The 25,861-nt window shown below is 70.5% G+C and carries 27 protein-coding genes and 1 pseudogene; 13 read left to right on the top strand and 15 right to left on the bottom strand.

Annotated features, from left to right (window positions below; all coding sequences use genetic code 11):
• The first annotated feature begins 54 nt into the window (after positions 1-54).
• Positions 55-1,413 (top strand): D-alanyl-D-alanine carboxypeptidase family protein, encoded by a 1,359-nt coding sequence (locus ACPW96_RS07620; RefSeq protein ID WP_425882561.1) that lies wholly within the window; start codon positions 55-57, stop codon positions 1,411-1,413.
• A gap of 8 nt (positions 1,414-1,421) precedes the next feature.
• Here the strand turns inward: ACPW96_RS07620 and ACPW96_RS07615 are convergent, their stop codons facing one another.
• The 3 genes from ACPW96_RS07615 to ACPW96_RS07605 form a co-directional block, all read right to left on the bottom strand.
• On the bottom strand, positions 1,422-2,921 hold the full coding sequence (locus ACPW96_RS07615; RefSeq protein ID WP_425882560.1) for a lipase maturation factor family protein: 1,500 nt from the start codon (positions 2,919-2,921) through the stop codon (positions 1,422-1,424).
• 95 nt (positions 2,922-3,016) lie between these two features.
• Positions 3,017-4,180 carry an AI-2E family transporter gene (locus ACPW96_RS07610; RefSeq protein WP_425816763.1) on the bottom strand — a complete coding sequence of 388 codons (1,164 nt, stop codon included), beginning with the start codon at positions 4,178-4,180 and terminating at the stop codon, positions 3,017-3,019.
• A gap of 90 nt (positions 4,181-4,270) precedes the next feature.
• Positions 4,271-5,521, bottom strand: a complete 1,251-nt coding sequence (locus ACPW96_RS07605) for an acyl-CoA dehydrogenase family protein (RefSeq protein WP_425882559.1) — start codon at positions 5,519-5,521, stop codon at positions 4,271-4,273.
• 192 nt (positions 5,522-5,713) lie between these two features.
• Between ACPW96_RS07605 and ACPW96_RS07600 the strand changes: the two genes are divergently transcribed.
• Genes ACPW96_RS07600 through ACPW96_RS07590 form a run of 3 tightly spaced genes read left to right on the top strand, consistent with a single transcriptional unit; the run spans position 5,714 to position 7,829 of the window.
• Positions 5,714-6,454 carry an SDR family oxidoreductase gene (locus ACPW96_RS07600; RefSeq protein WP_425882558.1) on the top strand — a complete coding sequence of 247 codons (741 nt, stop codon included), beginning with the start codon at positions 5,714-5,716 and terminating at the stop codon, positions 6,452-6,454.
• 10 nt (positions 6,455-6,464) lie between these two features.
• Positions 6,465-7,055, top strand: coding sequence for a TetR/AcrR family transcriptional regulator (locus ACPW96_RS07595; protein WP_425882557.1), 591 nt, complete (start codon positions 6,465-6,467; stop codon positions 7,053-7,055).
• 39 nt (positions 7,056-7,094) lie between these two features.
• Positions 7,095-7,829, top strand: coding sequence for an SDR family NAD(P)-dependent oxidoreductase (locus ACPW96_RS07590; protein ID WP_425816771.1), 735 nt, complete (start codon positions 7,095-7,097; stop codon positions 7,827-7,829).
• Between the two features lie 75 nt (positions 7,830-7,904).
• Here the strand turns inward: ACPW96_RS07590 and ACPW96_RS07585 are convergent, their stop codons facing one another.
• Together ACPW96_RS07585 and ACPW96_RS07580 are read right to left on the bottom strand one after the other, a co-directional pair.
• Positions 7,905-9,110, bottom strand: coding sequence for an acyl-CoA dehydrogenase family protein (locus ACPW96_RS07585; protein WP_425816773.1), 1,206 nt, complete (start codon positions 9,108-9,110; stop codon positions 7,905-7,907).
• A complete protein-coding gene (locus ACPW96_RS07580; protein WP_425882556.1) occupies positions 9,110-10,156 on the bottom strand; it encodes a phosphotransferase family protein in 1,047 nt (348 codons plus the stop codon). The genes ACPW96_RS07585 and ACPW96_RS07580 overlap by 1 nt, the downstream gene beginning before the upstream one ends.
• Before the next feature lie 102 nt (positions 10,157-10,258).
• Between ACPW96_RS07580 and ACPW96_RS07575 the strand changes: the two genes are divergently transcribed.
• Entirely contained in the window at positions 10,259-10,639 is a 381-nt protein-coding gene (locus ACPW96_RS07575) for a hypothetical protein (protein ID WP_425882555.1), read from the top strand.
• Positions 10,640-10,679: 40 nt separating this feature from the next.
• The gene (locus ACPW96_RS07570; RefSeq protein WP_425816779.1) at positions 10,680-11,240 is read left to right on the top strand and encodes a nitroreductase family deazaflavin-dependent oxidoreductase; all 561 of its coding nucleotides are present in this window, start codon (positions 10,680-10,682) and stop codon (positions 11,238-11,240) included.
• Positions 11,241-11,270: 30 nt separating this feature from the next.
• On the opposite strand, the gene ACPW96_RS07565 is transcribed toward ACPW96_RS07570, so the two are convergent.
• The 10 genes and pseudogenes from ACPW96_RS07565 to ACPW96_RS07520 all read right to left on the bottom strand — a co-directional run bounded on the left by ACPW96_RS07565 (position 11,271) and on the right by ACPW96_RS07520 (position 17,458).
• Positions 11,271-11,876 (bottom strand): hypothetical protein, encoded by a 606-nt coding sequence (locus tag ACPW96_RS07565; RefSeq protein ID WP_425882554.1) that lies wholly within the window; start codon positions 11,874-11,876, stop codon positions 11,271-11,273.
• Positions 11,877-12,153: 277 nt separating this feature from the next.
• Positions 12,154-12,591, bottom strand: a complete 438-nt coding sequence (locus ACPW96_RS07560; RefSeq protein ID WP_425882553.1) for an acyl-CoA thioesterase — start codon at positions 12,589-12,591, stop codon at positions 12,154-12,156.
• A gap of 28 nt (positions 12,592-12,619) precedes the next feature.
• On the bottom strand, positions 12,620-13,447 hold the full coding sequence (locus ACPW96_RS07555; RefSeq protein WP_425882552.1) for an alpha/beta fold hydrolase: 828 nt from the start codon (positions 13,445-13,447) through the stop codon (positions 12,620-12,622).
• The gene (locus tag ACPW96_RS07550; RefSeq protein ID WP_425816787.1) at positions 13,444-13,938 is read right to left on the bottom strand and encodes an SRPBCC family protein; all 495 of its coding nucleotides are present in this window, start codon (positions 13,936-13,938) and stop codon (positions 13,444-13,446) included. Before ACPW96_RS07550 ends, ACPW96_RS07555 begins: the two co-directional genes overlap by 4 nt.
• A 2-nt stretch (positions 13,939-13,940) precedes the next feature.
• Positions 13,941-14,249, bottom strand: coding sequence for an ArsR/SmtB family transcription factor (locus ACPW96_RS07545; protein WP_425882551.1), 309 nt, complete (start codon positions 14,247-14,249; stop codon positions 13,941-13,943).
• Positions 14,250-14,341: 92 nt separating this feature from the next.
• Positions 14,342-14,569, bottom strand: a complete 228-nt coding sequence (locus ACPW96_RS07540; protein ID WP_425882550.1) for a hypothetical protein — start codon at positions 14,567-14,569, stop codon at positions 14,342-14,344.
• A gap of 106 nt (positions 14,570-14,675) precedes the next feature.
• Positions 14,676-14,801: pseudogene (locus ACPW96_RS07535) on the bottom strand (hypothetical protein); the annotation flags it as partial.
• Entirely contained in the window at positions 14,798-15,547 is a 750-nt protein-coding gene (locus tag ACPW96_RS07530) for an SDR family oxidoreductase (RefSeq protein ID WP_425882549.1), read from the bottom strand. The pseudogene ACPW96_RS07535 and the gene ACPW96_RS07530, both read right to left, overlap by 4 nt.
• Before the next feature lie 21 nt (positions 15,548-15,568).
• A complete protein-coding gene (locus ACPW96_RS07525; protein WP_425882548.1) occupies positions 15,569-16,684 on the bottom strand; it encodes a zinc-binding dehydrogenase in 1,116 nt (371 codons plus the stop codon).
• A gap of 99 nt (positions 16,685-16,783) precedes the next feature.
• On the bottom strand, positions 16,784-17,458 hold the full coding sequence (locus ACPW96_RS07520) for a TetR/AcrR family transcriptional regulator (protein WP_425816797.1): 675 nt from the start codon (positions 17,456-17,458) through the stop codon (positions 16,784-16,786).
• A 101-nt stretch (positions 17,459-17,559) separates the two neighbouring features.
• Between ACPW96_RS07520 and ACPW96_RS07515 the strand changes: the two genes are divergently transcribed.
• The 7 genes from ACPW96_RS07515 (at position 17,560) to ACPW96_RS07485 (ending at position 25,860) form a co-directional block, all read left to right on the top strand.
• The gene (locus ACPW96_RS07515; protein ID WP_425882547.1) at positions 17,560-19,083 is read left to right on the top strand and encodes an FAD-dependent oxidoreductase; all 1,524 of its coding nucleotides are present in this window, start codon (positions 17,560-17,562) and stop codon (positions 19,081-19,083) included.
• Positions 19,084-19,214: 131 nt separating this feature from the next.
• The gene (gene sucC, locus ACPW96_RS07510; RefSeq protein WP_425882546.1) at positions 19,215-20,378 is read left to right on the top strand and encodes an ADP-forming succinate--CoA ligase subunit beta; all 1,164 of its coding nucleotides are present in this window, start codon (positions 19,215-19,217) and stop codon (positions 20,376-20,378) included.
• 61 nt (positions 20,379-20,439) lie between these two features.
• Positions 20,440-21,342, top strand: a complete 903-nt coding sequence (gene sucD, locus ACPW96_RS07505; protein ID WP_425816803.1) for a succinate--CoA ligase subunit alpha — start codon at positions 20,440-20,442, stop codon at positions 21,340-21,342.
• Between the two features lie 35 nt (positions 21,343-21,377).
• Complete coding sequence (locus ACPW96_RS07500) at positions 21,378-21,818, top strand: nitroreductase family deazaflavin-dependent oxidoreductase (protein ID WP_425882545.1); 441 nt, start codon at positions 21,378-21,380, stop codon at positions 21,816-21,818.
• Positions 21,819-21,884: 66 nt separating this feature from the next.
• The gene (locus ACPW96_RS07495) at positions 21,885-22,424 is read left to right on the top strand and encodes a hypothetical protein (protein WP_425882544.1); all 540 of its coding nucleotides are present in this window, start codon (positions 21,885-21,887) and stop codon (positions 22,422-22,424) included.
• Entirely contained in the window at positions 22,421-23,977 is a 1,557-nt protein-coding gene (locus ACPW96_RS07490) for a polysaccharide deacetylase family protein (RefSeq protein WP_425882543.1), read from the top strand. Before ACPW96_RS07495 ends, ACPW96_RS07490 begins: the two co-directional genes overlap by 4 nt.
• An 86-nt stretch (positions 23,978-24,063) precedes the next feature.
• A complete protein-coding gene (locus ACPW96_RS07485) occupies positions 24,064-25,860 on the top strand; it encodes a DUF6350 family protein (protein ID WP_425882542.1) in 1,797 nt (598 codons plus the stop codon).
• The last annotated feature ends 1 nt before the right edge of the window (position 25,861 follow it).

The raw sequence follows: 25,861 nt of genomic DNA, 5'->3' as shown, positions 1-25,861 counted from the left end.
CGGGTCGAAGCCGTCATCCTGCATGATGGGATGCGAGACCAGCGACGGGAACCGATGACGACCCACCATCATTCGCCGGATGAGCTGTCGGCGTTCGCTGACCTCATCCGCAACGAGCAGATCTACCTCGATCATCGCGATGGCGTCGATCGCAAGCGCCGCCGCTCCCGCATCCTCCGTGGCCTGTCCATCGTGGCGATCGTGATCGCCGTGGTTCTCGCCTCGATCGGCGCGTACGTCGGCTGGGCGCTGAACGCGCCATTGAGCGCACCCGTCGTCACGTGGCAGGCGCCGCAGGCCTCGGCTGCCGGTCCCGCCGCGATCGCGCTGCCGACCGAAGGGGCCTCAGCGGTCAGCGTCTCCGGCGCCGAAGCCTACTTGGGCGATGCGGCGAGCGGCATCTGGCTGACCAGCGGAACGAACGACCCTCGCCCGATCGCGAGCATCACCAAGCTCATCACCGCGCTCGTCATCCTCGACGCGCTTCCGCTCGAGGGCGCCGACGACCCGGGACCCACGATCACGTTCGACAAGGCCGACCACGACCTCTACGACAAGTACTACGTGCTCGGCGCGACGATCGCGGCGATGCCCATCGGCAGCTCGATGTCGCAGCACGATGCTCTGGCGACGATGCTCATCCCGTCGGCGAGCAACTACGCCGAGGCGGTGTCGACGTGGGCGTTCGGATCGCAGGGCGCGTTCGTCAGCGCCGCGCGGGACTGGCTGACGGCCCACGGTCTCACCGGCACGACGATCGTCGAACCCACCGGCCTCAACGCCCGTAACACGAGCACCCCGACCGATCTCATCGCGATCGGCAAGCTGGCCGCGGCCAACCCCGCGATCGCGAAGATCGTCGCGATGCCGTCGCTCACCCTCCCCGGTCCCGGTGCCATGTACAACACCAACGAACTGCTCGGGACCGACGGAGTCAGCGGGCTCAAGACAGGCAACCTTGGCGATGGCAGCCACAGCCTCCTGTACACGGCTTCCCTCGACGTGGGGGCGGGTGCCCCGCTCAGCATGACCGGTGTCGTGCTCAGCGGGTTCTCGGACGACTCCGTCAACAGCACGGTCCTCACGCTGTTCGACAGCATCCGCCGCGGATTCCACACGGTGCCGGTCGTGTCGAGCGGGCGGGACGTCGGATCGGTCGCCACGCCGTGGGGCTCCACCGCCCTGGTCATCGTCGCGGACAGCGCCTCGATCCTCACGTGGTCGGACACGACCATCACCGCGACGATGGAGACGATCACCCCGACGACCTATGAAGACGGAGCGGTCGTGGGCAGCATCACATGGAGCGCCGGACCGAACAGCGTGTCGGTCCCCGTGGAGATCGAGGGGACCATCGTCCCGCCCACCGCCTGGTGGCGGCTCACGCACCCCTCTCAGCTCGGGGCACCTTAGGCTCTGCGTCAGCGATCGGCGTCGTCCGGCAGGCGGGCGGGGCCCATCGCCACGCCGCGGGGCTCGCGCACCCAGTGCTGGCCGGTCTCCCGACGCTCCGCCCGTGTGGAGAAGCGGTACAGATACGCCCTGGCCCGTACCCATCTGGGCCGGCGGCCGTCGAAGGGTTCCCGGTCGAGCAGGCCGAGGATCCCGGCATCCGCCTCGAGAAGCTTGAGCAGGAACGCCTCGAACCATGGTTCCCGCAGGCGTCCGAGCGGCAGGAACCACATCAGCCAGTCCAGCCGCAGGTGATACGGCGCGTACTGCCGGGGGACCCGGCGCAGGTCGCCCGGCTTGCCCTTGAAGGAGTACTCGTGCCAGTCCGTCGTGTAGGGGTCGGCATCCATCGTCCCCTCGACGACGATCTCGATGCGCTCCTTGGTCACCGTGCCGAAAGCGCCGTAGGCGTTGGCGAGCTGATACCGATTGAAGCTCGCATTCATCAGCTGGCGGCGGGCGAAGAGGTTGCGCAGCGGCCACCAGCTGAGCACCGCGTACAGCAGCCCGACCGCGGCCGTCACGACGATCCAGTACAGCGGGATGCTGCCGGCACCGGCACCCGGTTCGCCGCCGGCACCGCCATCCGGCTCGCCGCCGATGCCCGGGATGCCGATCGCGGAGAACGCCAGCACGATCGTCGCCCAGTTCAGCCACGCGAAGTTCCCGGTGAGCACGAGCCACAGCTGCGTGAGCAGCACGATCAGCCCGGCCGCCGCACCGATCAGGGCGGGCACGAGATCCGGGACCCACAGCCCGAGCAGCGGGACGAACAGCAGCCACGGGACCACCAGCTGCGCGAAGTGGTTGCCGAGCACCTCCCCGCGGTGGAACCACTTCGGCAGCAGGTGAGCCTGGCGACTGAGCGGCCCCGGCATCGGCTGCGTCTCGTGGTGGTACATCAGGGCCGTGAGGTCGCGCCACTCGCGCCCGCCGCGGATCTTGATCATCCCCGCGCCGAACTCCAGCCGGAACAGCAGCCACCAGAACAGCACGACGATGATCGTGGGGGGCGGCTGGTCGCCGGATCCGAGGAAGGCCGCGAGGAACCCGCACTCCAGCAGCAGCATCTCCCACCCGAAGCCGTAGAAGGTCTGGCCGATGCTCGTGATCGACATGTACAGCCCCCACAGCGCGAGGAAGCACAGCATCGGCACCCACGGCGGTCCGAGTTGCGGCAGTCCCACGACCAGAGCGGCCGCCACGACGACGCCCGCGATGCAGAGACCCCGCAGCCTGCGGTCGGTGTAGGCCCACCGCAGGAAGATCGTCGGATGCAGCAGCTTGGCCGCCCGCTTCGACGAGCGCGCCCATTCGAGGAGGTCAGGGGCGGGGAGCAGCCCCTTCCCGCCGAGGAGCGCGGGAAACTGGTTGAACGTCGAGATCAGGGCGACGAGGTAGAGGGCGGCGATGCCGCGCTGAAGCACCTCTCGGGCGAACCCGAAGTCGACCGCGGCCCAGCCGTCCATGGCGTCAAACTACGCCCGCGCTCGCGGCGTCGCTGAGGGGGTTGACGGGAGCGTGGCCGCCCACAGCGCGGCGCTTACCGCGGCGCTGCTCTGGGTCAGGGGCGCGAAGCGGCGGCGGCTTCCGCCGGCTTCGGGCGCGCCCAGCGGGCCGGCTGGTTGGGCCCGTCCCACACCTGAACAGCGCCCCACGCGACGGCCGTGATCGGGACGGCGAGCACCGCGCCGATGACGCCGCTCAGCAGAGCACCGACGGTCAGCGCGATCAGGATCACGAGTGAGTTGAGCTTCATGGACCGCCCCATCAGCACCGGCTGGAGGAAGTTCCCCTCCAGCTGGTTCACGAGGACGACGATGCCGACGACGATGAGGGCGACGACCGGGCCGTTGGCGACGAGCGCCACGAGCGCGGCGATGATTCCCGCCAGGGTCGCGCCGACGATGGGGATGAAGGCCAGCAGGAAGACCAGCACCGACAGTGGCAGCGCCAGGGGAACCTGGAGGATGAAGAGTCCGATGCCGATTCCCACGGCATCCACCAATGCGACGGCCGCGGTGCCGCGCAGGTAGCTGCCGAGCGTCGTCACCGTCTTGTCGCCGATGCGGCGCGCCCGCGCGTAGTTCTCGCCCCGGAACGGGCGCAGCAGGAACTCCCATATCTGCGGGCCGTCCTTGAGGAAGAAGAAGAGCACCGTGATCATCAGGATGAGGCCCGCGACGAAGTTGGCGACGGCGCCGGCACCCGCGAGGGCACCGGAGCCGAACTGGGAGCTGGTCACGAAGTCGACCGCGGTTGTCCGCCACTCCTCCAGCTGGTCAGGCGACGGCGCGAACGGCAGCGTGTTCACCCAGGCGATCAGGTCCTGGAATCCCTGTTCCGCCTGCGTGTAAAGGTCGTCCCACTGGTTGCGCACCGCCGAGACGATGAGCCAGGCCAGCAGCCCGAGAACCACCGTGCTGGTGAGCATCACGAGAATGGTTGCCAAGACGGAAGGCACACCCCGCCGGCGCAGCCAGGACATGACGGGAGCGAACGACGCCGCGATGATGAGGGCGATCGTCACCGGGATCGTCACGAGGGTCACCTGCTGGATGCCCCAGATGATGCCGGCGGCCAGGATGACCACGACGATGATCTGGACCGCCCGGATGCCGAACTTGCCGAAACCGTCGGCCCACAGGCTCCACGGGGCCCGGTGCGGGGCCAGGTCGACCGAGGACTCGATGCGCACGCGGCGCGGCTCGTCGCTGAAGAATCCCATGCTCCGACGGTAGACGGTCGGCGCGGTGGCACGGCGGGGTTGCATCGGCGCGCCCGCCACGCTAGCGCATCGACTCGCGGTTCCCGAAGATCAGGCGAACGCGCTGTGGCCGGTGATGTCGCGGCCGATCAGGAGCGCCTGGACGGACTCGGTGCCCTCGTACGTGTGGATCGCCTCGATATCGGCCATGTGCTGCATCACGCGGTTCTCCAACAGGATGCCGTTTCCGCCGAGCAGGTCGCGGGCGACGGCCGCGATCCGGCGAGCGGCGCGCGTGTTGTGGTACTTGGCGAGCGAGGCCTGCGTCGGCCGGAGGCCGCCGGTGGTCTCCAGGTCCGCCAGGTGGCGGCAGTAGAGCTGCATCGCCGTGAGCTCGTCGAGCATCTGCGTCAGGCGCTCCTGCACCATCTGGAACTTCGCGAGCGGTTTGCCGAACTGCGCCCGCTTCTGCGAGTAGGCGAGCGCCGCCTCGTAGCAGGCGGTCGCGTGCCCGAGGGCCGACCACGCGACGCCGGAGCGGGTGGAGTACAGCACGATGGAGGCATCCTTGAACGAATGCGTGCCCGGCAGCACCGCATCCGCGGGGAGACGCACGTCGGTGAGCGTGATGTGCGCCTGGTGAATGGCGCGGAGCGACGCCTTGCCGAGGATCGGACGGCCGTCGTAGCCCGGGGTCTCCTGCGGAACGAGGAATCCCCGCACCTTGCCGTCGTGCTCGGGGTCGGACGGGTCGCTCACCCGCGCCCAGACGACGGTGACGCCGCCGGACGAGCCGTTGCCGATCCACTTCTTGGCGCCGTTGAGCACCCAGCCGTCGGTCCCCGCGCCCGTCGAACGGGCCCGCACCGCCTCGGTCTCGAGCGAAACGGAGTCCGAGCCGTGGTCGGGCTCGGTGAGCGCGAAGGCCGCGAGCACCTCGCCGCGGGCGACCGGCACGAGCCACCGCGCCTTCTGCTCGTCGCTGCCGAAGAGGGCGATCGAGCGCAGCGCCAGGCCGCCCTGCACGGCGATGACCGTGCCGAGAGACCCGTCGCCTCGGGAGATCTCCATGTTCACGAGCCCCGCGGCCAGCGGCGACGAGTATCCGAGCCCCTGGTGCACCAGGCCGTCGTTGTAGAGATCGAGCTCGCCCATGCGCCGCGTCAGGTCGAGGTCGTACTCGCCCCGGTCCCAGAGCCCGTCCATCCGGGGGAGCGCCTCATCGATGAAGGCCTTCGCCCGATCCCAGACCTCCCGGTCGGCCGCCGGGATGTCGGCGAAGACGGCGTAGTAGTCGGTGCCCAGACGGTCGGAGACGTCATAGCCCGCGACGCGCTCGCCGGGTACGGGGGTGTGGCTCATGGGGTGCTCCTGGTTCGACGTGCTCCCCAGGATAGCTGATACCCAGTACCACCGATGGTGGAACGCAGTCCCACATGTTGTCTCCTGCTACGTTGGACCCCGTACCGACTGGCCGGTATGCCGAGCCGACCGGCCGACGAGACCGCGGGAGTCCGGGCGGCATCGGCTGCGCAAACGAAGGGTTGCAGCGACGTGCAGAGATTCGATGGCAGGGTCGCCCTGATCACCGGAGCGAGCCGGGGAATCGGACTCGCGATCGCGCAGCGCATCTGCGACGAGGGCGGCGCGGTGGTGATCACGGGGCGCAAGCAGGAAGGGCTCGATGCCGCCGTGCAGGCGCTCGGCGGTGATCGAGCGACCGCGGTCGCCGGCCGGGCCGACGACGCCGACCATCGCGCCGCGGTGTTCGCGCACATCGCCGAGCGCTACGGGCGGCTCGACCACCTCGTGAACAACGCCGGGATCAATCCGGCGTACGGTCCCGCGCTCGATGTCGACCCCGCCGCGGCACGCAAGATCCTCGAGGTCAACGTGATCGCAGCGCTGGAGTGGACCCGCGACGCCGTCGCGGCCGGCCTCCAGCGCTCGATCGTCAACGTGTCCTCCATCTCCGGCCTGTCGGCGAGCCCGGGCATCGCCATCTACGGCGTCTCCAAGGCGGCGCTCATCAACCTGACGATCCAGCTGGCGCACGAGCTGGCGCCCGGCATCCGCGTCAATGCCGTCGCCCCCGCCGTCATCAAGACGGTGTTCGCGCGCGCTCTCTACGAGGGACGGGAAGCACAGGTGGCGGCAGCGTATCCCCTGCAGCGACTGGGAGAACCGGACGACGTCGCCGGTCCCGTCGCCTTCCTGCTCTCGGACGACGCCGGCTGGATCACCGGTCAGACGCTCGTGATCGACGGTGGCGGCAGCATCCGCCCCGTCGGGTGAGGATGCGGCGATGAAGGACACGAGCGTGGCCGATGGTGTGACACGGGCCGCCGTCTACCTCTTCGCGACCCAGGGATACGCCAACACGAGCGTTCAGCAGATCGTCGAGCGCGCCGGCGTCACCAAGGGCGCGATGTACCACTACTTCGAATCCAAGGACGACCTGCTGTTCGCGATCTACGAGCGGATGCTGTCGCTGCAGAAGTCGCGCCTCGACGAGATCATCGCGCGTGGCGGCGAGGTCGACGATGTGCTCGCGGCCGTGTGCATCGATGTCGTCGAGACATCGATCGAGTTCCTGCCCGAGGGCACGGTGTTCTTCCGGAGCCAGCACATGCTCACGCCGCCTCGCCAGCAGGAAGTCGTGCGGCGGCGCCGCGCTTACCACGACGAGTTCGCCGCGCTCGTGCAGCGCGGCCAGGACGAGGGGATCTATCGCAGCGACATACCGCGCGCGGTGCTGATCGCCAACTTCTTCAGCGACATCCATTACCTGTCGCACTGGTATCACCCCGAGGGTCCGGAGGACAAGACGCTCGTCGCCGAGCAGCTCACCGACCTCTTCCTGACCGGCATAAGGAGGACGGATGCCGACGCCTGACACGATGCGCGCGTGGCGCTTCGTCATCGAGGTCGCGCCATGACCGACCTGGAAGGGCGCGTCGCGATCGTGACGGGTGGCGCTCGCGGCCTGGGCGAGGCGTACGTTCGCGCGCTGCACGCCGCCGGTGCCCGCGTAGTGGTCGCCGACCTCCTGGACGAGACGGGACGCGCCCTCGCCGGCGAGCTCGGCGACCGCGCGATGTTCGCGCACGTCGACGTCACCGACGAGGAGCACTGGGATGCCGTCGTGCGGGCCACGATCGAGCGGTTCGGCGCCGTCGACATCCTCGTGAACAACGCCGGCATCGCCAATGCGGCGCCGATCGAGCACTTCACCCTCGCCAAGTGGAACGCCGTGATCGGCGTCAACCTCACCGGCGTCTTCCTCGGCTGCCGCGCGGTGGTGCCGCAGATGAAGGCGCAGGGCCGAGGGTCGATCATCAACATCTCGTCGGTCGAGGGCATGCGGGGAAGTCCGGGACTGCACGGCTACACCGCCTCCAAGTTCGGCGTCCGCGGGCTCACGCAGGGTCTCGCGGTCGAGCTCGGGCCGAGCGGCATCCGGGTGAACTCGGTGCATCCCGGGCTCATCCTGACCGAGATGACGACCCGCATCGACCCGGAGCACCTCGACATCCCGCTCGGGCGACCAGGCGTTCCCGCCGACGTCGCCGGGACCGTCGCATTCCTGGCCTCCGACGCCTCCGCATTCACCACGGGCGCCGAGTTCGTCGTCGACGGCGGCATGATCTCCGGCATCCCGCACCGCTGATCCGCACCGGGGAAGGATCGCATCACGGCCCTGCAGCAGCGACATGCCGCCCCGGCGGGCATCCGCGGCGAATGATCAGAGGCGGAGCTCGGCGCGGCCGAGGCTCGAGAGGTGCACCTCGTCGGGCCCGTCGGCGATGCGCAGCGAGCGGATGCCGGCGTACAGCTCGGCGAGCGGCGTGTCCGACGAGACCCCGGCTGCGCCGTGCACCTGGATCGCCCGGTCGATGATCGTCTGCACGGCCCGAGGCACCGCGATCTTGATCGCCTGAATCTCGGTCATCGCCGCGCGGTTGCCGACGGTGTCCATCAGCCAGGCGGTCTTCAACACGAGCAGCCGCAGGGACTCGAGCTGGATGCGCGCCTCGGCGGCCCACTCGCGCACGACCCCCTGGTCGGCGAGGCTGCGCCCGAAGGCATGGCGCTCGTTCGCTCGCTCCCGCACGAGCGACAGCGCCCGCTCGCCCATCCCGATCGCGCGCATGCAGTGATGGATGCGCCCCGGCCCGAGCCGTGCCTGCGCGATCGCGAAGCCCGAGCCCTCCGCACCGATGAGGTTCCCGGCCGGCACCCGCACGTCGTCGAACGCGATCTCGGCGTGACCGCCGTGGTCGCGATCGTCGTATCCGAACACGGAGAGGGGGCGCACGATTCGCACCCCCGGAGTGTCGCGCGGCACCAGGATCATGGACTGCTGCCGGTGGCGCTCCGCATCGGGGTCGGTCTTTCCCATGACGATGAAGATCGCTGCATCCGGGTTCATCGCCCCGGTCGACCACCACTTGCGGCCCGTGATGAGGTAGTCGTCGCCGTCGCGCCGGATGCGGGTGCCGATGTTCGTCGCATCCGATGACGCGACGTCGGGCTCGGTCATGCAGAACGACGATCGGATGTCGGCGCGCAGCAGCGGGGCGAGCCACCGGTCCTGCTGCTCGGGCGTGCCGAACTCGTTCAGCACCTCCATGTTGCCGGTGTCGGGCGCCGCGCAGTTGAAGGCGATCGGCGCGAGTCGCGGGCTCCACCCGGTGATCTCGGCGACCGGCGCGTACTGCAGGTTCGTGAGGCCGCCGCCGCCCTGGTCGCCGGGGAGGAAGAGATTCCAGAGTCCCTGCGCGCGGGCCTTCGCCTGCAGGTCGCGGACGACGGGCCAGCCGCCCCACCGGCCGGGCTCCGCGGCGAGCTGCTCGTCGAGCACCGCCTCGGCCGGCACTACATGCTCGTCGAGGAATGCCCTCGCACGCTCGGTCAGCTCTCGCGTGCGTTCATCGTGTGCGAAATCCATCAGCGCACCTCTCGTCCTCGTCGGGCGAGCGGCTCGACGAGCGCACCGATCCGGTCGAATCCCTCGCCGACGGTGTCGCCGGCCTGATAGCGGTAGTGGATTCCCTCGAGGATCACGGCCAGCTTGTAGGCGGCGAACGCGCGGTACCAGCGCAGATCGGGGACGGCGATCCCCGCCCGCTCGGCGTAGACCTCCACGAGCTCGTCGAAACCCGGATACCCGGCAGCGGGGTCGACGGCGCTCGGCACCGCGCCGGCGAACCCGCCGGGCAGGTTCGCGATGTCCCAGTAGAGCGCGAAGATGCCGAGGTCGACGAACGGGTCCCCGAGGGTCGCCATCTCCCAATCGAGGATGGCCGAGATGTGCGGCTCGTCGGCTTCGCCGACCACCAGCGCGTTGTCGAGGCGGTAGTCGCCATGGACGATGGCGGTGCGGTCCGTCTCGGGCCTGCCGCCGGCGAGGGTCGCCTCCAATGCGTCCAGCTCCGGCGTCTCTCGCGAACGCGAGGCGTCGAGCTGCCGGCGCCAGGTGGAGAGCTGGCGTGCCAGATAGCCGTCCGGCCGTCCGAAGTCGGCGAGGCCCACGGCGGCGGGATCGATCGCATGCAGATCGGCCAGATGGGCGACGAGCTCGGTGCTGAGGCGGCGGATCCCGGCCGCCGTGAACTGCGCGTTCTGAGCCGGCCTCGCGAGCACCGTTCCGGGAGCCTTCTCCATCAGGAAGAACACCGTGCCCGTCACGCGGTTCTCCGTCGTATCGTCCACCACGTCGACCGCGATCGGAACCGGCACGGCCGTGTGGGCGAGAGCGGAGATCACCCGGTGCTCCCGCCGCATGTCGTGCGCGCTCAACAGGACGTGACCGAGTGGTGGGCGCCGGAGGATCAGCGGCATGCGTGCGCCGTCGACGGCGTAGGTCAGGTTGCTGCGTCCTCCGGCGATGACGGCGGCAGAGAGCGGACCGGCGACGAGTTCGGGATGCGCGCCGGCCAGCCAGCCGCTGAGGCCCGCGACATCCAGCCCGGGTAGCTCGGTCACCGGCGACACTGCCTTTCTCCCTGGCCCCGCATGAAGCTGCGGCCCGGGTCGAGCATACCGGATGGTCGGTTTGTCCAGGTGCCGCAGGCGGCCTTACGGTCTCGTACGCCAGTGCAGGACCAGCAGCGGCTCGGGATCCTCTGCGCGAAGCAGAGCAGCCTCGATCAGCGCATGCTGGCGGCGGTGGGTATCGCAGCGGACGCGCCGATCGTCGTGGCCGGCATGGAGCACTGTCCCGGGTTCCGCGGTGCGATCCTCGAGGACCAGGGCTGGATGGACCTCGACCAGGTCCGAGACGAGGTCGTCAGCACCGCGGTGCGCTTGGTGACAGACCATCCTGAGATCGGCGCGCTGCTGCTCGAGTGCAGCGACATGCCGCCGTACGCGAAGGACATTCAGGATGCGACCGGCCGTCCCGTGTGGGACTTCGTCACGCTGATCGACTGGATTCACTCAGGCGTGGTGCGGCGCTCCTACGACGGCTTCATCTGAGGTTGCGGGCGCGGTCGAGCAGCCGCGGCATGATGGGCAGATGACCAGTGCCATCGACGTGGTCCGCGCAGTTCTCGCGCCGTTGACCAGAACCCAGGTGTGGCGCCGAATCGCGCCGGTGGTGCTCCCGCCGGTTGAGCGCCTTCTCACACGCGTCTCCGGCGGGCGAGTTCAATTGACGGGCATCATCGTGCCGTCGCTCATGCTGCATACGATCGGGGCGAAGTCGGGTGAGCCTCGGGATGCACCGCTGATGTACACCGCCGACGGCAAGGGGCGAGCGATCGTCGCGGGAACCAACTGGGCGGGCGCGAAGCATCCGGCGTGGACCGCGAACCTGCTCGCGCATCCGGATGCAGAGATCACTGTCCGCGGACGACGTTTGGCCGTGCACGCCACGCTCGTCCCGGATGATGATCGGGAGGCGACGTGGGCGCTCATGGAGGCGCAGTGGCCGGACTACCGCCGCTACGAGGCGGACTCGGGCCGGACCGCGCGGATCTTCGTGCTTCAGCCCGTGCGGCGGGAGGCAGGCTCGGCGCCGCAAGCGGTCTCGGCGGTTACTGACGCGTCACCGGCTCCGTCGGCACCACGAGCCTGAGTGCCGTTGCTGATGTCTCGCCGCGATGCGTCAGCGGTGGGGCGTGACGATGATGGTCGTGGTGATGGACTCGTCGATCAGGATCGTGTGGCTTCCAGGCGTCAGCGGGTGCAGCAGCGCCACCCAGCCATGCCCGACGGAGAGCCCCTCCGATCCGCCTGGCTCACCGAAGATGTTGTCGTCCGGAAGGACGATGTCCAGCAGGGGTGTCTCCGCCTCGACGACGGGCACGGCCTTGCCGTCGACGGTGACCGTGTAGTCGGAATCCGGGTCTCCTGCAATGGCACATGCACGGAGTTCGGCTTCGGTGGTCCCGTTGCCCTCGAACGTGCTGCACTCGACCGAGTGGGCCACGATGAACAGTTTGGTACCGGGCTTGACCGTGCAGGAGTCGGCACTGACGGGCGCGAACGGCGCGACGGTCCCGCCGAGGTCGAGACACTCGTACTCGTCGCCACCGGCGCCGAAGGGATTCTGGGCGCTGGGTGTCTCCAGAACCGTCGTCCACAGAGCACTGAGGTAATCGTCCACCTTGTTCGTCGGGACGGCGGTGGCAGGCGGCGCCGCCGCGAACACCGATGATGTCGCCAGGACCACACTTGCTGCGAGCACCATGACTCGAGTGATACGGGACACGAAAACCCCCTCGAAGCGACCCAGCGGAGGACAGCACGGCCCGCCGATGCGGCTCACTCTCCCACTCGAGCCGCCACTCGTCAATCGGTCCGCGCGCACGCCCTTGGATGGGTGATGCTGCGCGATGTTGCCGTCTGCGGGCCGGCGCTCCAGGAGGCGATTCTGGGCGTCACTCGTCGCGGAGTGCGGGTGCGAAGCCAGTGGACCCGCACTTGGCGCCGAGTGAACGAAGGAGCAGACGCGACGATGGCGCCCACCGCACCGTCGAGCTTGGGAGTCAGCCGAGCAGGTGCTCCTCGATCGCCGCGCGGACGGATGCCGGAACGGCGGTCGGGCGCCGGCTCGCGGCATCCACGAACACGTGCACGAACCGTCCCGTCGCGATCGGCTCGTGTTCGCCGTCGCGCAGGATGCCGAGCGCCCAGGCCACGCTCGAGGTTCCGAGTCGCTCGACTCCGATGCCGACCTCGAGGGCGTCGGGGAAGCTCGCCGACGCCCGGAACTCGCACGACGAAGCGGCGCAGAAGGCGATCGGGCCGTCGCCGTGCGGATCGAGTCCGGCGGCTCGGATCATCCACGAGTTGACCGCGGTGTCCATCGCCTCGTAGTACACCGCGTTGTTGAGGTGGCCGTACTGGTCGTTGTCGTTCCAGCGCGTGGAAAACGGCACACGCACCCGGAACACCCGCGCGGCGGCGGCCGTGGTGGTCGTCATAGCGGGAACTCTATCTTCGCGCCCCGGATCAGGCCCCGAACCGCGCGATGATGCGGTCCGCGATGCGGCCCGGGGACATCTCGGGCGAGCCGTGGTGCGCGCCCTCGAGCGACTCGTACTCCACGGTCGGGAGCCCGTCGGCCAGGGCCGCGGCGGTGTGGTGGAAGAACGCCTCGCTCTTCGAGCCGATCAGAACGATCGTCGGCGCCGTGAGCCCCGCCCATCGCTCGAGGGGGAGCGGCATGCCCTGCTGCGTCCCCTCGAGCACGGCGAAGTCGTAGCGCAAGGTGTGTGCGATGGCCTTGGCGTGACGCCAGAGCGGCAGCATCCGCATGATCGCGACGCCGAAGGCCGGCACGCCGATCGCCTCGGTGAAGAATGTTTTCACCGCCTGCGAGCGGTCGCCGCGTTCGACGGATGCCGCCACCCGAGCGGGGAGGTCGTTCGCGAGCGGCGGGCGCGCATCGTCGCAGATGAAGGGCGGCTCGTACGCGATCAGTCCGGTGACGCGGTCGCCGAGGCGCGTGGCAGCCTCGAGGGCGAGGGCGGCACCCGACGACGTGCCGAAGAGGACCGCATGTCCGCCCGCGGCCTCGATCAGCGCGGCGATGTCCTCGATCTCGCGACCCTGGTCTGCGGTGGCCGGGTGCTCGTCGCCGCTTCCTCCGCGACCCCTGCGGTCGAAGCTCAGCACGGTGAACTGTCCGGCGAGGGCCCTCGCCAGCCTGGCCGAGCCCCGATGGGTCGACAGGGCGGGGTCGATCAGGATGATCGCCGGCCCGGCGCCCTCCCGGAACAGCGCGATGCTCGTCCCGTCGGCGGATCGCACGACGGATGCGGTGTCTGTGATGGTCATTGCTCTCTCCTCAACAGGTTCTCGAGTCGGTCGAATCCGCCCGCCCAGCCATCGACCATTCCCATGGCCGCGATCTCTTCGAGGCGCCGCACCGATGTGAAGCGCGTGCGCAGCACGAGGCGCGTGCGGTGCGGTTCCACGCCGATGAACTCGACGGTGACCGAGTTCGACTCGGGGTCGAGGTCCGCTCCCGACTCGTCCGAGAAGCCCTCGACGTACGACAGCGCCGAGCCCGCGATGACCTCGCTGTAGATGGCGCGCACCCACACCTCGGGCGGTGCGCCGGCGGGGCCCATCGCGAAGTGCCAGAGACCACCGGGGCGCACATCCAGCGCGAGCACCGTGGTCGACCAGCCCTCGGGTCCCCACCACGCCTCGAGCCCCTCGACGGTCGTCCAGCTGCGCCACACCGCATCGACGGATCCGCGCAGTTCCCGCTCGAGCACGATCTCGCGCCGTTCGAGATCCTTCGAGACCAGCAGTGTGCTCACGATCACGCCCGCGTCGCATCGAGATGGGCCTGCAGGCGGTCCAGCCGCGCGGCCCACAGCTCGGCGAAGGTGTCGAGCCAGCGGTCGAGTTCCGCGAACCTCCGCTGATCCAGGGCGTAGATCCGGCGCTTGCCGTCGACGCGCCGATCGACGATCGCGACATCGCTGAGCACCTTGAGGTGCTTTGAGACGAGCGGCTGACTGAGGGCGAGGGCGTCGACGATGTCGCCGACGGATCGCGGGCCGTCGCGCAGCAGCTCGACGATCGCGAGCCTGTTCGGCTCTGCAAGGGCGGTCAGCGTCTGGATCACACCTTCATACTACTGATCAGTTATATGAATGGCAAGTTATTCATGAAACCCCGCCCCGCCCACCAGCGGACGGTCGGGTGCTCCCGCCTGGGTCACTCCTCCGACACGAAGAGCCCGATGGTGTGCGCCACGAGGGCGGGGCGCTCGGAGCCCTCGAGTTCGACGGTCGTGTGCAGGTTCACGCGGTGCACCTGGGGGCCCGGCTCCACCGCGGCGATCTCGGTGACGGCGCGTACGCGGGATCCCGCGGGCACCGGCTGGAGGAACCGCACCCGGTCGAGTCCGTAGTTCACCACCATCGCGATGCCCCCGACTCTCAACAGTCCCGCCGTGAGTCTCGGCAGCAGCGAGAGGGTGAGGTAGCCCGTGCGCGATGGTCGTGCCGAACGGACCGGAGGCCGCGCGCTCGGCGTCGAGGTGGATCCACTGCCAGTCCTCGGTGGCGTCCGCGAAGGCCGCGATCCGCTGCTGGTCGATGCGCACCCAGTCGCCCGTCGCCGTCCGGCCGATGGCCTGCGCGAGGTCGGCGGGGGAGCCGACGTCGATGGTCATGCGCGAGGCCCTCCGGCGACGTAGAGCACCTGACCCGAGGTGAAACCCGCACCTTCCGAGCAGAAGAACGACACGGCGGCGGCGATGTCGTCGGGGTACCCGGCGCGTCCGACCGGCACCTCGGCGGCGCGCGCCGCGATGAAATCCTCCATCGGAACGCCGATGCGCTCCGCCGTCTGGCGCGTCATGTCCGTGACGATGAAACCGGGGGCCACGGCATTCGCCGTGACGCCGTAGCGCCCGAGTTCCAGGGCGAGCGTCTTCGTGAGGCCCTGCATGCCGGCTTTCGCCGCGGCGTAGTTGGCCTGACCGCGGTTTCCGAGGGCCGACGTGCTCGAGAGGTTGACGATCCGCCCCCAGCCGGCTGCCACCTGGTGCGCCTGCACCGCCCGCGACATGAGGAACGCGCCCCGCAGATGCACCGAGAGCACCGAGTCCCAGTCGTCCTCCGTCATCTTGAACAGCAGGTTGTCGCGGATGATGCCCGCGTTGTTGACGAGGATCGTCGGCGCGCCCAGCTCCGACTCGACCCGGGCGACGGCCTCCGTCACCGCCGCCGCATCGGCGACGTTCGCGCCGACGGCCAGCGCCCTGCCACCGGCATCCGTGATCGCGCTGACCGTCTCGGCGCACTGCGCTTCGTCCAGGTCGAGCACGGCCACGGCATGGCCGTCGGCGGCGAGACGCCTCGCGGTCGCTGCGCCGATGCCGCGGGCGGCGCCGGTGACGATGGCGATTCGGGTCATGGTGGGGTTCCTTTCAGAGGCTCAGAACTGGATCAGCTGGCGGAGCTCGCCACCGGCGGCGAGCCTGTCCATGGCTTCGTCGATGCGTTCGAGGGGGATGCGCGATGACACGAGGCGCTCCAGGGGCAGGCGGCCGGCGCGCCAGAGGTCGACATAACGCGGGATGTCGCGGCTCGGCACGGCCGATCCGAGGTAGCTGCCGACAACCGTGCGCGCCTCGGCGGTGAGCTGCAGCGGCGACACGCTCGCGCGCGCATCGGGTGCAGGAAGGCCCACTGTGACGGTCGTCCCGCCGGGCGCGGTCAGCGCGACGGCTGTCTCGAAGGCCCGCACGGCGCCTGCCGCCTCGATCACGACAGGTGCCCGGATGCCGCTCGCGGCGGCGGCGGAGGGGCTGAGTGCACCGGTGGCCCCGAGTTCGCGCGCGAGCTCGAGCTTGGCATCGACGGCATCCACGCCGATCACCTCGTGGCCGAGCGCGACGGCGACCAGGAGCGCGGCCATGCCGACCCCGCCGAGGCCGATCACGAGAACAGGCTCACCCGGCCGGGGCCGGCCGGCGTTCAGCACGGCGCCCCCGCCGGTGAGCACCGCGCAGCCGAGAAGCGCCGCGACGTCGGCCGGCACGTCGGCGTCGACCGGCACCACCGAGGTGCGGCTCACGACGGCATGGGTCGCGAAAGCGGAGACGCCGAGGTGGTGGTGCACGTCCTGGATCGACCCGTCGGCGGCGGCGCGGTGCAGACGGATGCCGCCGCCGACGAGCGTGCCGTCGGTGTTGGCGGCGGTCCCCACCTCGCACGGCAGTCGTCCGTCGGTCAGGCACCCCGGACAGACGCCGCAGCGGGGAAGGAACGTCATGACGACGCGATCGCCGAGCGCGACATCCATCACCCCATCGCCGATCGCTTCGACGATGCCTGCGGCCTCATGGCCGAGGAGCATCGGGGTCGGCCGCACGCGGTTGCCGTCGACGACACTCAGGTCGGAGTGGCAGACCCCGGCGACCTCGATGCGCACGAGCAGCTCGCCCCGCGCCGGTGCATCCAGCTCCAGCGTCTGCACCGTGAACGGCCGCGAGCCGGCGAACGGCGCGGGAGCTCCCGAACGCTCCAGGACGGCACCGGTGATCTGCATGTGACCTCCTCGTCGAGCGTCGCACCCAAGCGGCGTCACGCCAGCATACCGACCGTACGGTATGCCCTCGCACGATCCCGGATGGGGTTCCGCGCGGTCTCAGCTGTCGAGCTGAGACCGCACCCGGCGCGCGATCTCCGCCTTCGGCATCGACCGCGGGAACACGGCCACCACGATGTCGTCGGCGGCGGCCGGCTGGGAATCGGGGTGCACGCCGAAGCGGCGCAGCACGTCGTCCATGGCCCGCCGAAGGACGGTCACGCGCACGCGCTTGCCGCGAAGCAGCTGGCGCAGGACGTGATTGTGGGTCGCGGTCACCAGCGCGGCAAAGCCGACGGCATCCAGCGGATCGAGCCCGGGCAGCGCCTGGCGGAGGTACTCGTCGAAGAGCCGCTCGTACCGGAAGACCGTGATGATCTCGCGCTCCCGCAGCACCGGCACCTGACGTACCACCTGGTAGCGGCGGCGCGCCACATCCGGGTTGGCGGCGAAGTGCACGAAGACCCGGTTGGATGCCTCGCACACCGCCACCCACGGGTTCTCGTGCGGCTGCGCCAGGTAGTCGCGCAGCTGGGCGAGAAGCAGTTCGTGGTCGGCGAAGACCACGTCGTCCTTGCCGCCGAACTGGCGGAAGAACGTTGACCGCGAGACGCCGGCCGCTTGCGCGATCTGCTCGACGGAGGTCGCCTCGAAGCCCTGCTCGAGGAACAGGTCGATCGCAGCAGCGACGACGGCCGTGCGGTCGGGCACTGCGGGGATGGCGACTTCGCTCATGACACCCAGAGCCTAGTCCCGCCCAGACCCGATCACGGGGCCCCGCCGCCCGTCGTGTCAAGGCATTGTCCTCACCGACGGGCGATGGGTTGACTTGGCGGATGACATCGCTCTGGAAGTCTTCATTCGACGCGGTCGCAGGCAGCCCGTTCGAGCCCGGAATGCGGCACGAGGTGGTCGTCGTCGGGGCCGGGATCACCGGGCTGTCGACGGCGCTGATGCTCGCTCGGGAAGGGATGGACGTCGCGCTCGTCGAGGGAGGCGAGGTCGCGCAGCTCGCCACAGGAGGCAACACGGGGAAGGTGTCGCTGCTGCAGGGCAAGGTGCTCTCGAGCATGCGGCGGCACCACCACGCCGCGCTCGTGCGCGCGTACGTCGACGCCAATCGCGCCGGTGCGGACTGGCTCACGGACTTCGCCGAATCCGCCGGGGTGCCCTTCACCCGCAGCCCCGCCTACTCGTACGCCCAGGGCCGCGAGGGCGTCGAGACGGTCGACGCCGAAGTCTCCGCCGGCAGGGAGGCCGGACTCCCGGTGCGCCACGTGTCGGGCGGCGAACTGCCCGTTCCCTTCCCGGTCGCGGCCGCCGCCGGCCTCGATGACCAGGTCGCCCTCGACCCCGCAGCGGTCGCGGGGGCCCTCGCCCGTGCCTTCGTTGCAGCCGGCGGCGTGCTGCACACGCACACGCGGGTGACCGGCGTGCACGCAGGACCGAACGCGCGTATCGAGACGGCGGCCGGCCCGCTCTTCGCGTCGCACATCGTGCTCGCGACGGGAACCCCCATCGATGACCGGGGTCTCTACTTCGCGAAGGTCAGCGCCATGCGTTCCTACTGCGTCTCGTTCCGCACCGAGGGCGTGGTTCCCGACGGCCTCTGGCTGTCGGTGGACGGGCAGACGCGTTCGATCCGCCGGGTCACGCCGGACGACGGCCCGGCATCCGCCCAGCTCGTCGTCGGCGGCAGCGGACACCCCGTCGGTCGCGCCGGCTCGGAGCGCGCCATCCTCGACGAGATCTCGGAGTGGGCGCGTCGGCACTTCCCGGACGCGGAGGAGACCCACCGCTGGTCAGCCCAGGATTACCACTCCCACAACATGGTGCCCTTCGTGGGGGCGATGCCGCGCGGGCTCGGGCGGATCCGGTTCGCGACCGGCTACGGCAAGTGGGGTCTTTCCAACGGGCCGGCCGCGGCGCTGCGGCTCGCGGCCGAGATCCGCGGGACGAAGCTGAAGGACCGCGATCGATGGATGCTGATGCTCGCCACCCGGTTGACGATGCCGTCCGACATCGCGCGCGGCGTCGTCGAGAACGCGAAGATCGGCGGCGCGGCGGCGTCCGGCTGGCTGGGCGCCGAAGCGACGCCGGTGCCGATCACGCGGCCCCCGGAGGGGGAGGGCACCGTCGCCCAGCGGGGCGGTCGTCCCGTCGCGGTGTCGACGACCGGTGGCCGCACGCGCGCGGTCAGCGCGGTCTGCACCCACCTGGGCGGCGTCCTGTCGTGGAACGATGCGGAGTGCACGTGGGACTGCCCGCTGCACGGGTCGCGTTTCGCTCCGGACGGCACGCGGCTCGAGGGGCCGGCCGACCGCGACCTGCCGACCGTTCCCCGCGCCCCCGGCGACTGACCGGTCCCCGGCCGGCACCCGAGGTCGGGGGCATACAGGCACAGGGAGTAGGCTCGTTTGTCGGTCGATCTCTCGACATCAAGACGCTTTTCGGCGTCGACATCCCCCATTCGTCCAGCGGAGGATTGCACGTGGATCTCTACGAGTACCAGGCACGCGACCTGTTCGAGAAGTACGAGGTGCCCGTTCTCGCGGGCCTCATCGCAGACACGCCAGAGGAGGCGAGGGCCGCAGCCGAGAAGATCGGCGGTGTCGTCGTCGTCAAGGCGCAGGTCAAGACCGGAGGGCGCGGCAAGGCGGGCGGCGTCAAGGTCGCGAAGACCCCGGATGAGGCTCACGAGGCCGCGCAGGCCATCCTCGGCCTCGACATCAAGGGCCACGTGGTCAAGCGCGTGATGATCGCGCAGGGCGCCCGCATCGACAAGGAGTACTACTTCTCGGTGCTACTCGACCGCGCGAACCGCGCGTACCTCTCGCTCGCCAGCGTCGAGGGCGGCATGGAGATCGAGGAGCTCGCCGTGGAGCGTCCCGAGGCGCTCGCCCGCGTCGCCGTCGACCCGCTGCAGGGCATCGACCACGCGAAGGCCGTCGAGATCGCACAGGCCGCCGGGTTCGCACCCGAGCTCGTCGAGAAGGTCGCAGACGTCTTCGTCAAGCTCTACGCGGTCTACAAGGGCGAGGACGCGACGCTCGTCGAGGTCAACCCGCTCGTGCTGACCGAAGAGGGCGAGATCATCGCCCTCGACGGCAAGGTCACGCTCGATGAGAACGCCGACTTCCGCCACAGCGGGCACGCGCTGCTCGAAGACAAGGACGCGGCCGACCCCCTCGAGGCCAAGGCCAAGGAGAACGACCTCAACTACGTCAAGCTCGACGGCCAGGTGGGCGTCATCGGAAACGGTGCGGGGCTCGTCATGTCGACGCTGGATGTCGTCGCCTACGCGGGCGAGAATCACGGCGGCGTGAAGCCCGCCAACTTCCTCGACATCGGCGGCGGCGCGTCGGCCGAGGTCATGGCCGCCGGCTTGGACGTCATCCTGGGCGACCCCCAGGTCAAGAGCGTGTTCGTCAACGTCTTCGGCGGCATCACCGCCTGCGACGCCGTGGCCAAGGGAATCGTCGGCGCGCTCGCCGAGCTCGGCTCGACCGCCACGAAGCCGCTCGTCGTGCGCCTCGACGGCAACAAGGTCGAGGAGGGTCGCGCCATCCTGCGCAATGCGAACCACCCGCTCGTGACGCTTGCCGACACCATGGACGAGGGCGCCGACAAGGCCGCCGAACTCGCGAACGCCTGACCCTTCGACGGGCTCAGGGACCGTACTTCGACGAGCTCAGCAACCGACTTAAGGAATTGAAATGTCGATCTTCCTCAATAAGGAATCCAAGGTCATCGTCCAGGGCATCACCGGCGGCGAGGGCACCAAGCACACCGCGCTCATGCTGAAGGCCGGCACCCAGGTGGTCGGCGGCGTCAACGCCCGCAAGGCCGGCACGACGGTGCTGCACCACGCCGCCGACGGTTCGCCGGTCGAGTTGCCCGTCTTCGCCACGGTGGCCGAGGCCATCGAGAAGACCGGCGCCGACGTGTCGATCGCGTTCGTGCCGCCCGCGTTCACCAAGAGCGCGATGGTCGAGGCCATCGACGCCGAGATCCCGCTGCTCGTCGTCATCACCGAGGGGGTGCCCGTCGGTGACACCGCCGAGGCGTGGGCGTACGCACAGAGCAAGGGCGACACGACCCGCATCATCGGGCCGAACTGCCCGGGCATCATCACGCCCGGCGAGTCGCTGGTGGGGATCACCCCCGCGAACATCACCGGCAAGGGTCCGATCGGTCTCGTCTCCAAGTCGGGCACGCTGACCTACCAGATGATGTACGAGCTGCGCGAGATCGGCTTCTCGACGGCCATCGGAATCGGCGGAGACCCGGTGATCGGCACCACCCACATCGACGCGCTCGCCGCGTTCGAGGCCGACCCCGAGACGAAGGCGATCGTGATGATCGGCGAGATCGGCGGCGACGCCGAGGAGCGGGCGGCCGAGTACATCAAGGCCAACGTCACCAAGCCGGTCGTCGGCTACGTCGCCGGCTTCACGGCGCCCGAGGGCAAGACGATGGGCCACGCCGGCGCCATCGTCTCCGGTTCGGCGGGCACGGCCCAGGCCAAGAAAGAGGCCCTCGAGGCCGCCGGCGTCAAGGTCGGCAAGACGCCGAGCGAGACCGCCGACCTGATGCGCGAGATCGTCCAGGGCCTGTAGATCCCCGTCTCGGCGTGCGCGCTTAGGGTGGGATCATGCCGCTCCAAGGAACGTATCTGCCCAGCACATCGGAATGGGCCCGCACGCAGGCCGAGCGCTACGAGGCGTCGGGCGGCGCCGAGGCGAACACGCTGCGGGGGGTCCCGATCATCGTCCTGACGACCGTCGGGGCGAAGACCGGCGCCCTTCGCAAGACGGCGCTGATGCGCGTGGAGCACGACGGTCGCTACGCCGTCGTCGCCTCTCGCGGCGGCGCGCCCGAGGCGCCGCAGTGGTACTGGAACCTGCGCAAGAACTCTCACGTCGAGCTGCAGGACGGAGAGGTCAAGCGCGACTACGTGGCGCGCGAGCTGTCCGGCGGTGAGCGCTCGGAGTGGTGGGCACGCTCCGTCGCCGTCTGGCCCGATTACGACCAGTACCAGAAGAAGACCGACCGGCTCATCGCCGTCTTCCTGCTCGAACCCGTCGAGGGCTGACCGCCGCTGGGCGAACCGCCGACGCTGAGGCGGACGGCGCACGACGGCGCTAGTAACATCGGCCGCATGGCTCAGGGTGGGGTGCCCGGTCGGTCGCGACGTTCGCTGCGCATCGCCGGATCCGTCGCCATCGGTGTCGCGGCGCTCGCCGGCCTGGCGCTGGTGGCGTCGTACGTCGTTCCGCCCGTGCTGTTGAACCTTCGAAGCACCGTCGCCGACGGCTCCGCGGTCGCCCTCCGTGCCGACTCCAGCAGGGGCGAGGTGGTCGCGCCCGAGGGGTGGATCATCTCCCGCCCGCCCTGGACGGACGCGGCGGTCGAGGTCCGATCGCCTGATCTCGCGCTCACGGTGCTGGTCAGCGTGTCAGCCGGGAACTCCGAGACGGCGCTGGCGCTCCTCCGGGACGGGGCGGCCGGTCCCGTGCGCGTGGAGACTCTCACTTCCGGCCGCACCGTCCGGCATGCCGATGCCGAGGGGGGACGCGTGCTCGCGGCCGTCGACGTCGACGGAGGGGTGGTGTCGGTCGACGCGCGAGTCGCGGACGCTGCGGATGCCGCGGCCTACCGCGCCGCCCTGGCCGAGCTGCTCGCGGGGATCGGCCCGTGAAGGCGGTCTGGATTCGACGCGGGTACGCCGGTGTCGCGATCGCCGCGATGCTCGGGCTCGCGGCGTGCGCACCCGATCGCGTGAACGGATGGCGCCCGACGGCGTGGCCGGCATCCTTCGCCGTCGTGACCGACCCCCCGCAGCCGCTCGACGCTGCCGCTGTCGCGGGTCTCGACCCGCAGCGGCTGCGCATCGACGAGGTCGGCGTCCAGGCGCGGTACACACGCGTGTTCGGACAGGGCGCGCTCAACGACCGCATCGAGGGGATGGTGCGCGAGGCCATCGCCGGGCGGGTCGCGGCGTCGGGCGTGGCGTATCGACCGATGGCCTTCGACGAGGACGCCGGCATGGCGGATCGCTCGTGCCGCCGTGGGTCGACGCTGCTCCCGGCCGCCGAGCTGCTTGCCGATCCCACCCTCGGCCCCGCGGGCGGCGGGGGGACGGCCGTGACCTGCGACATCATCGCCGCCGTAGGCACCTACATCGGTCAGCGGGTGCGGGTCGTCCGCAGCGACGGCGCCGACACGTCGCTGGTGCTCTACGCCGACGTCGCGACGGGCGGGGTGGTCGGCGCGGCGGAGCTCTGGCAGGCGGGTGCCGCGATCCTGCTCTGGGACGACGTCGTCGAGGCACTGCGCCGGAACGCCGGTGCGCTCAGCCTGGTGCCGATCGCCGATCCGAGCCCGGACCAGGCGGCACTGATCGAGTCCGCGCTCGCCGGCACCCTCGTCGCGGCCGACGGCTCGCTCGTCCTGACCATCGGGCCCGGATTCGTCGCACCGGAGCTCGGCGCACTCGGGTTACCCGCATCCACGGTGCCGCTCACCGTCGCGGTCCCGCCCGCGTCGCTGGGGACCCTGGCCAGCGTCTTCGGTGCCGGCATCTCGGCCGCCGCGGCGGCGGCCGTGCCATTCGCCGCACCGGCCGCCGTCCCGGTGGGCATCGATCGGGTGGATTGCGGGTTGGTTCCGTGCGTCGCCCTCACGTTCGACGACGGCCCCTCCGCCCTGACTCCGCAGCTGCTCGACACTCTTCGCGATTCCCGGGCGGCCGCCACGTTCTACGTGCTCGGCCGGAGCGCACAGTCGAGCCCGGACCCGGTCCGCCGCGCGGCCGCCGAGGGTCACGACATCGGCGTGCACACGTGGGACCATCCCCATCTTCCCGAGCTCGACGCGGCGGCGGTCGCGCGGCAGATCGGATCGACGCGGGACCTGCTTCGCCGGCTCACGGACCAGCCCGTGGCGACATTCCGACCGCCGTACGGTGAGTACAACGCGCAGACCCTCGCCGCCGCGGGTCTGCCGGCCATCCTGTGGTCGATCGACACGCGCGACTGGGCGGGACCTTCCACGGAATCGATCCTCATCCAGGGCGTGGAGCGGCCACGGCCGGGCGGCATCGTGCTGTTCCACGACACCCAGCGCGCGACGGTGGAGCTCGCCCCTCAGATCATCGCGGGCCTGCATGATCGGGGTTTCACGGCGGTCACCATCACCCAGCTGTTCGGCGGATCGCCGCCCACGGGCGGCGCTTGGCGCTCGGCGCCGTGAATGACCTGAATCTGGACGGGCGGAGCACCGCGACCGCGGTGTCGCGAACCGGTCGCCAGGGGCCCCGGCGGTAAGGTCGATCGGGCATGGATCGCCTTCTCGTCGCCCTTCTGTCCGCCTTCGACGCCCTTCTCGCGGCCGCCGTGGGCCTCGCGGTGGTGCTCGCCCCGCTCACCCTGGTCTGGGTGGTCGCCCTCGGAGGAGACGCCGACTGGGGCGCCCTCTGGCCCGCGAGCGGCTCGATCTGGCAGCTCGGCAACCTCGTGCCGCTGAGCATCACCCTCGATGCCCTGTACGCGGCGCAGACCGGCATAGAGACGGATGCCGCCGCCTTCACGCTCTCGCTGGCTCCGTTGGCCTTCGCGGTGTTCACGACGATCTTCGCCGCGCGCTCGGGCTCCCGCGCCGCCGGCGCCGGCGCTTGGATCACGGGCGTGGCGTCGGGGACCCTGGTGTTCGGGGTGATCGCCGCGGCCGTGCTGCTGACGACGTCGAACCCCATCGCGCGCCCGACCATCTGGCAGGCCGTGCTGCTGCCCTCGGTCGTGTACGGCGGCGCGGCGCTCACGGGGGCGGTCGTGGCGGCATGGCGCGACGGTGACGACGGCCCGATCGACCGGCTGCGCCGGCGCCTGGACTCCCTTCCTCACGGGTGGGGCGAAGTTCCGGGACTCATCGCCCGCGGCACCGCCATCGCCCTCGCCGGACTCGTGATGGCGGCATCCGCCGCGGTCGGCGTCTCGGTGCTGCTGCGAGGCGACGAGGTCATCGCCCTGTACGAATCCACCCACCTCGACGCCCTCGGCGCCACTGTCGTGACGCTCGGCCAGCTCGCCTACCTTCCGACGCTGGTGGTGTGGGCGCTCGCCTGGCTTGCCGGTCCCGGCTTCGCCATCGGCGTGGGCACGGCCGTGTCGCCGGCGGGGACGCAGCTCGGAGTGCTGCCGGGTATCCCGCTCCTGGGACTGATCCCCGAGGGCGGGTCCGACTGGCTCCTGCTGGTGCTGCTGGTGCCCGTCGCGGCCGGCGCGGTGGCCGGCTGGGCGATCCGTTCCCGGATGGTTGCGCCGAAACTCGCCGCGCCCGCCACGGCGGTCCCGGTGGCGAGGGTCGAGCTGACCGGTCTCATCCCGACCGTCCCGATCGCGCCGCCGGTCGCTCCGCCCTCGCCGGAGCACGAGCCCGTGGGGCCGCGACTTGCGGTGACGGCCGGCATCGGCATCCTCGCCGGCGCCCTGGCCGCCCTCCTGGCGTGGGCCGCATCGGGCTCGCTGGGCCCGGGGAGGCTCGCCGAGGTCGGCCCCTCCGCAGGACCGGTGGCGCTCGCCGTGGGGCTCGAGGTGCTCGTCGGCGCCGCCATCCTGCTTCTCGGACCGCAGGCCAAGCCGAGGCAGCGGAAGGCCCGGCACGCCGGGAGGTGGCGGGTCCGCCGAGCTCGGAATGAAGACCGGATCCCTGTAGCCGGCGCGGTGCACGTCGGCCCGGACACCGCCGGGGAGGCCGGCATCCCGAGTCCCGGGGTGCATTCGACCGCCGGGATGCCATCGGGTGGCGGACTGCCCTCGAGCGCCGGAATGCCCTCGAGTGCCGGAATGCCCTCGAGCGCCGGAATGCCCTCGAGTGGCGCCGTGCCCTCGACTCGCGGCGCGCCATCGGGCGCGGAAGTGCCCCCTGCCGCCGATCCGACATCGACCACCGAAGCGCCTGCGCCGTCCGGTGGCGCGGCGACCGCCGACGAAACGCCCCCCGAGCCCCGCAGCGCGCGCAAGCCCCAGAGCGACGTCAACCCCTGGGCGCTGCTCAGCAAGTCCAAGGCCGCGAAGGGTCGCGGCGTCGGCGAGCCGGTCCCTGCCACGCCGGACGAGAAGGCGCCGGTAGACTGAC

The organism is Micromonospora sp. DT81.3, assembly GCF_049847225.1.
Taxonomy (GTDB): domain Bacteria; phylum Actinomycetota; class Actinomycetes; order Actinomycetales; family Microbacteriaceae; genus Microbacterium.
Note: the sequence above shows the minus strand (reverse complement) of the source record. Positions and strands in the feature narration are given on the sequence as shown.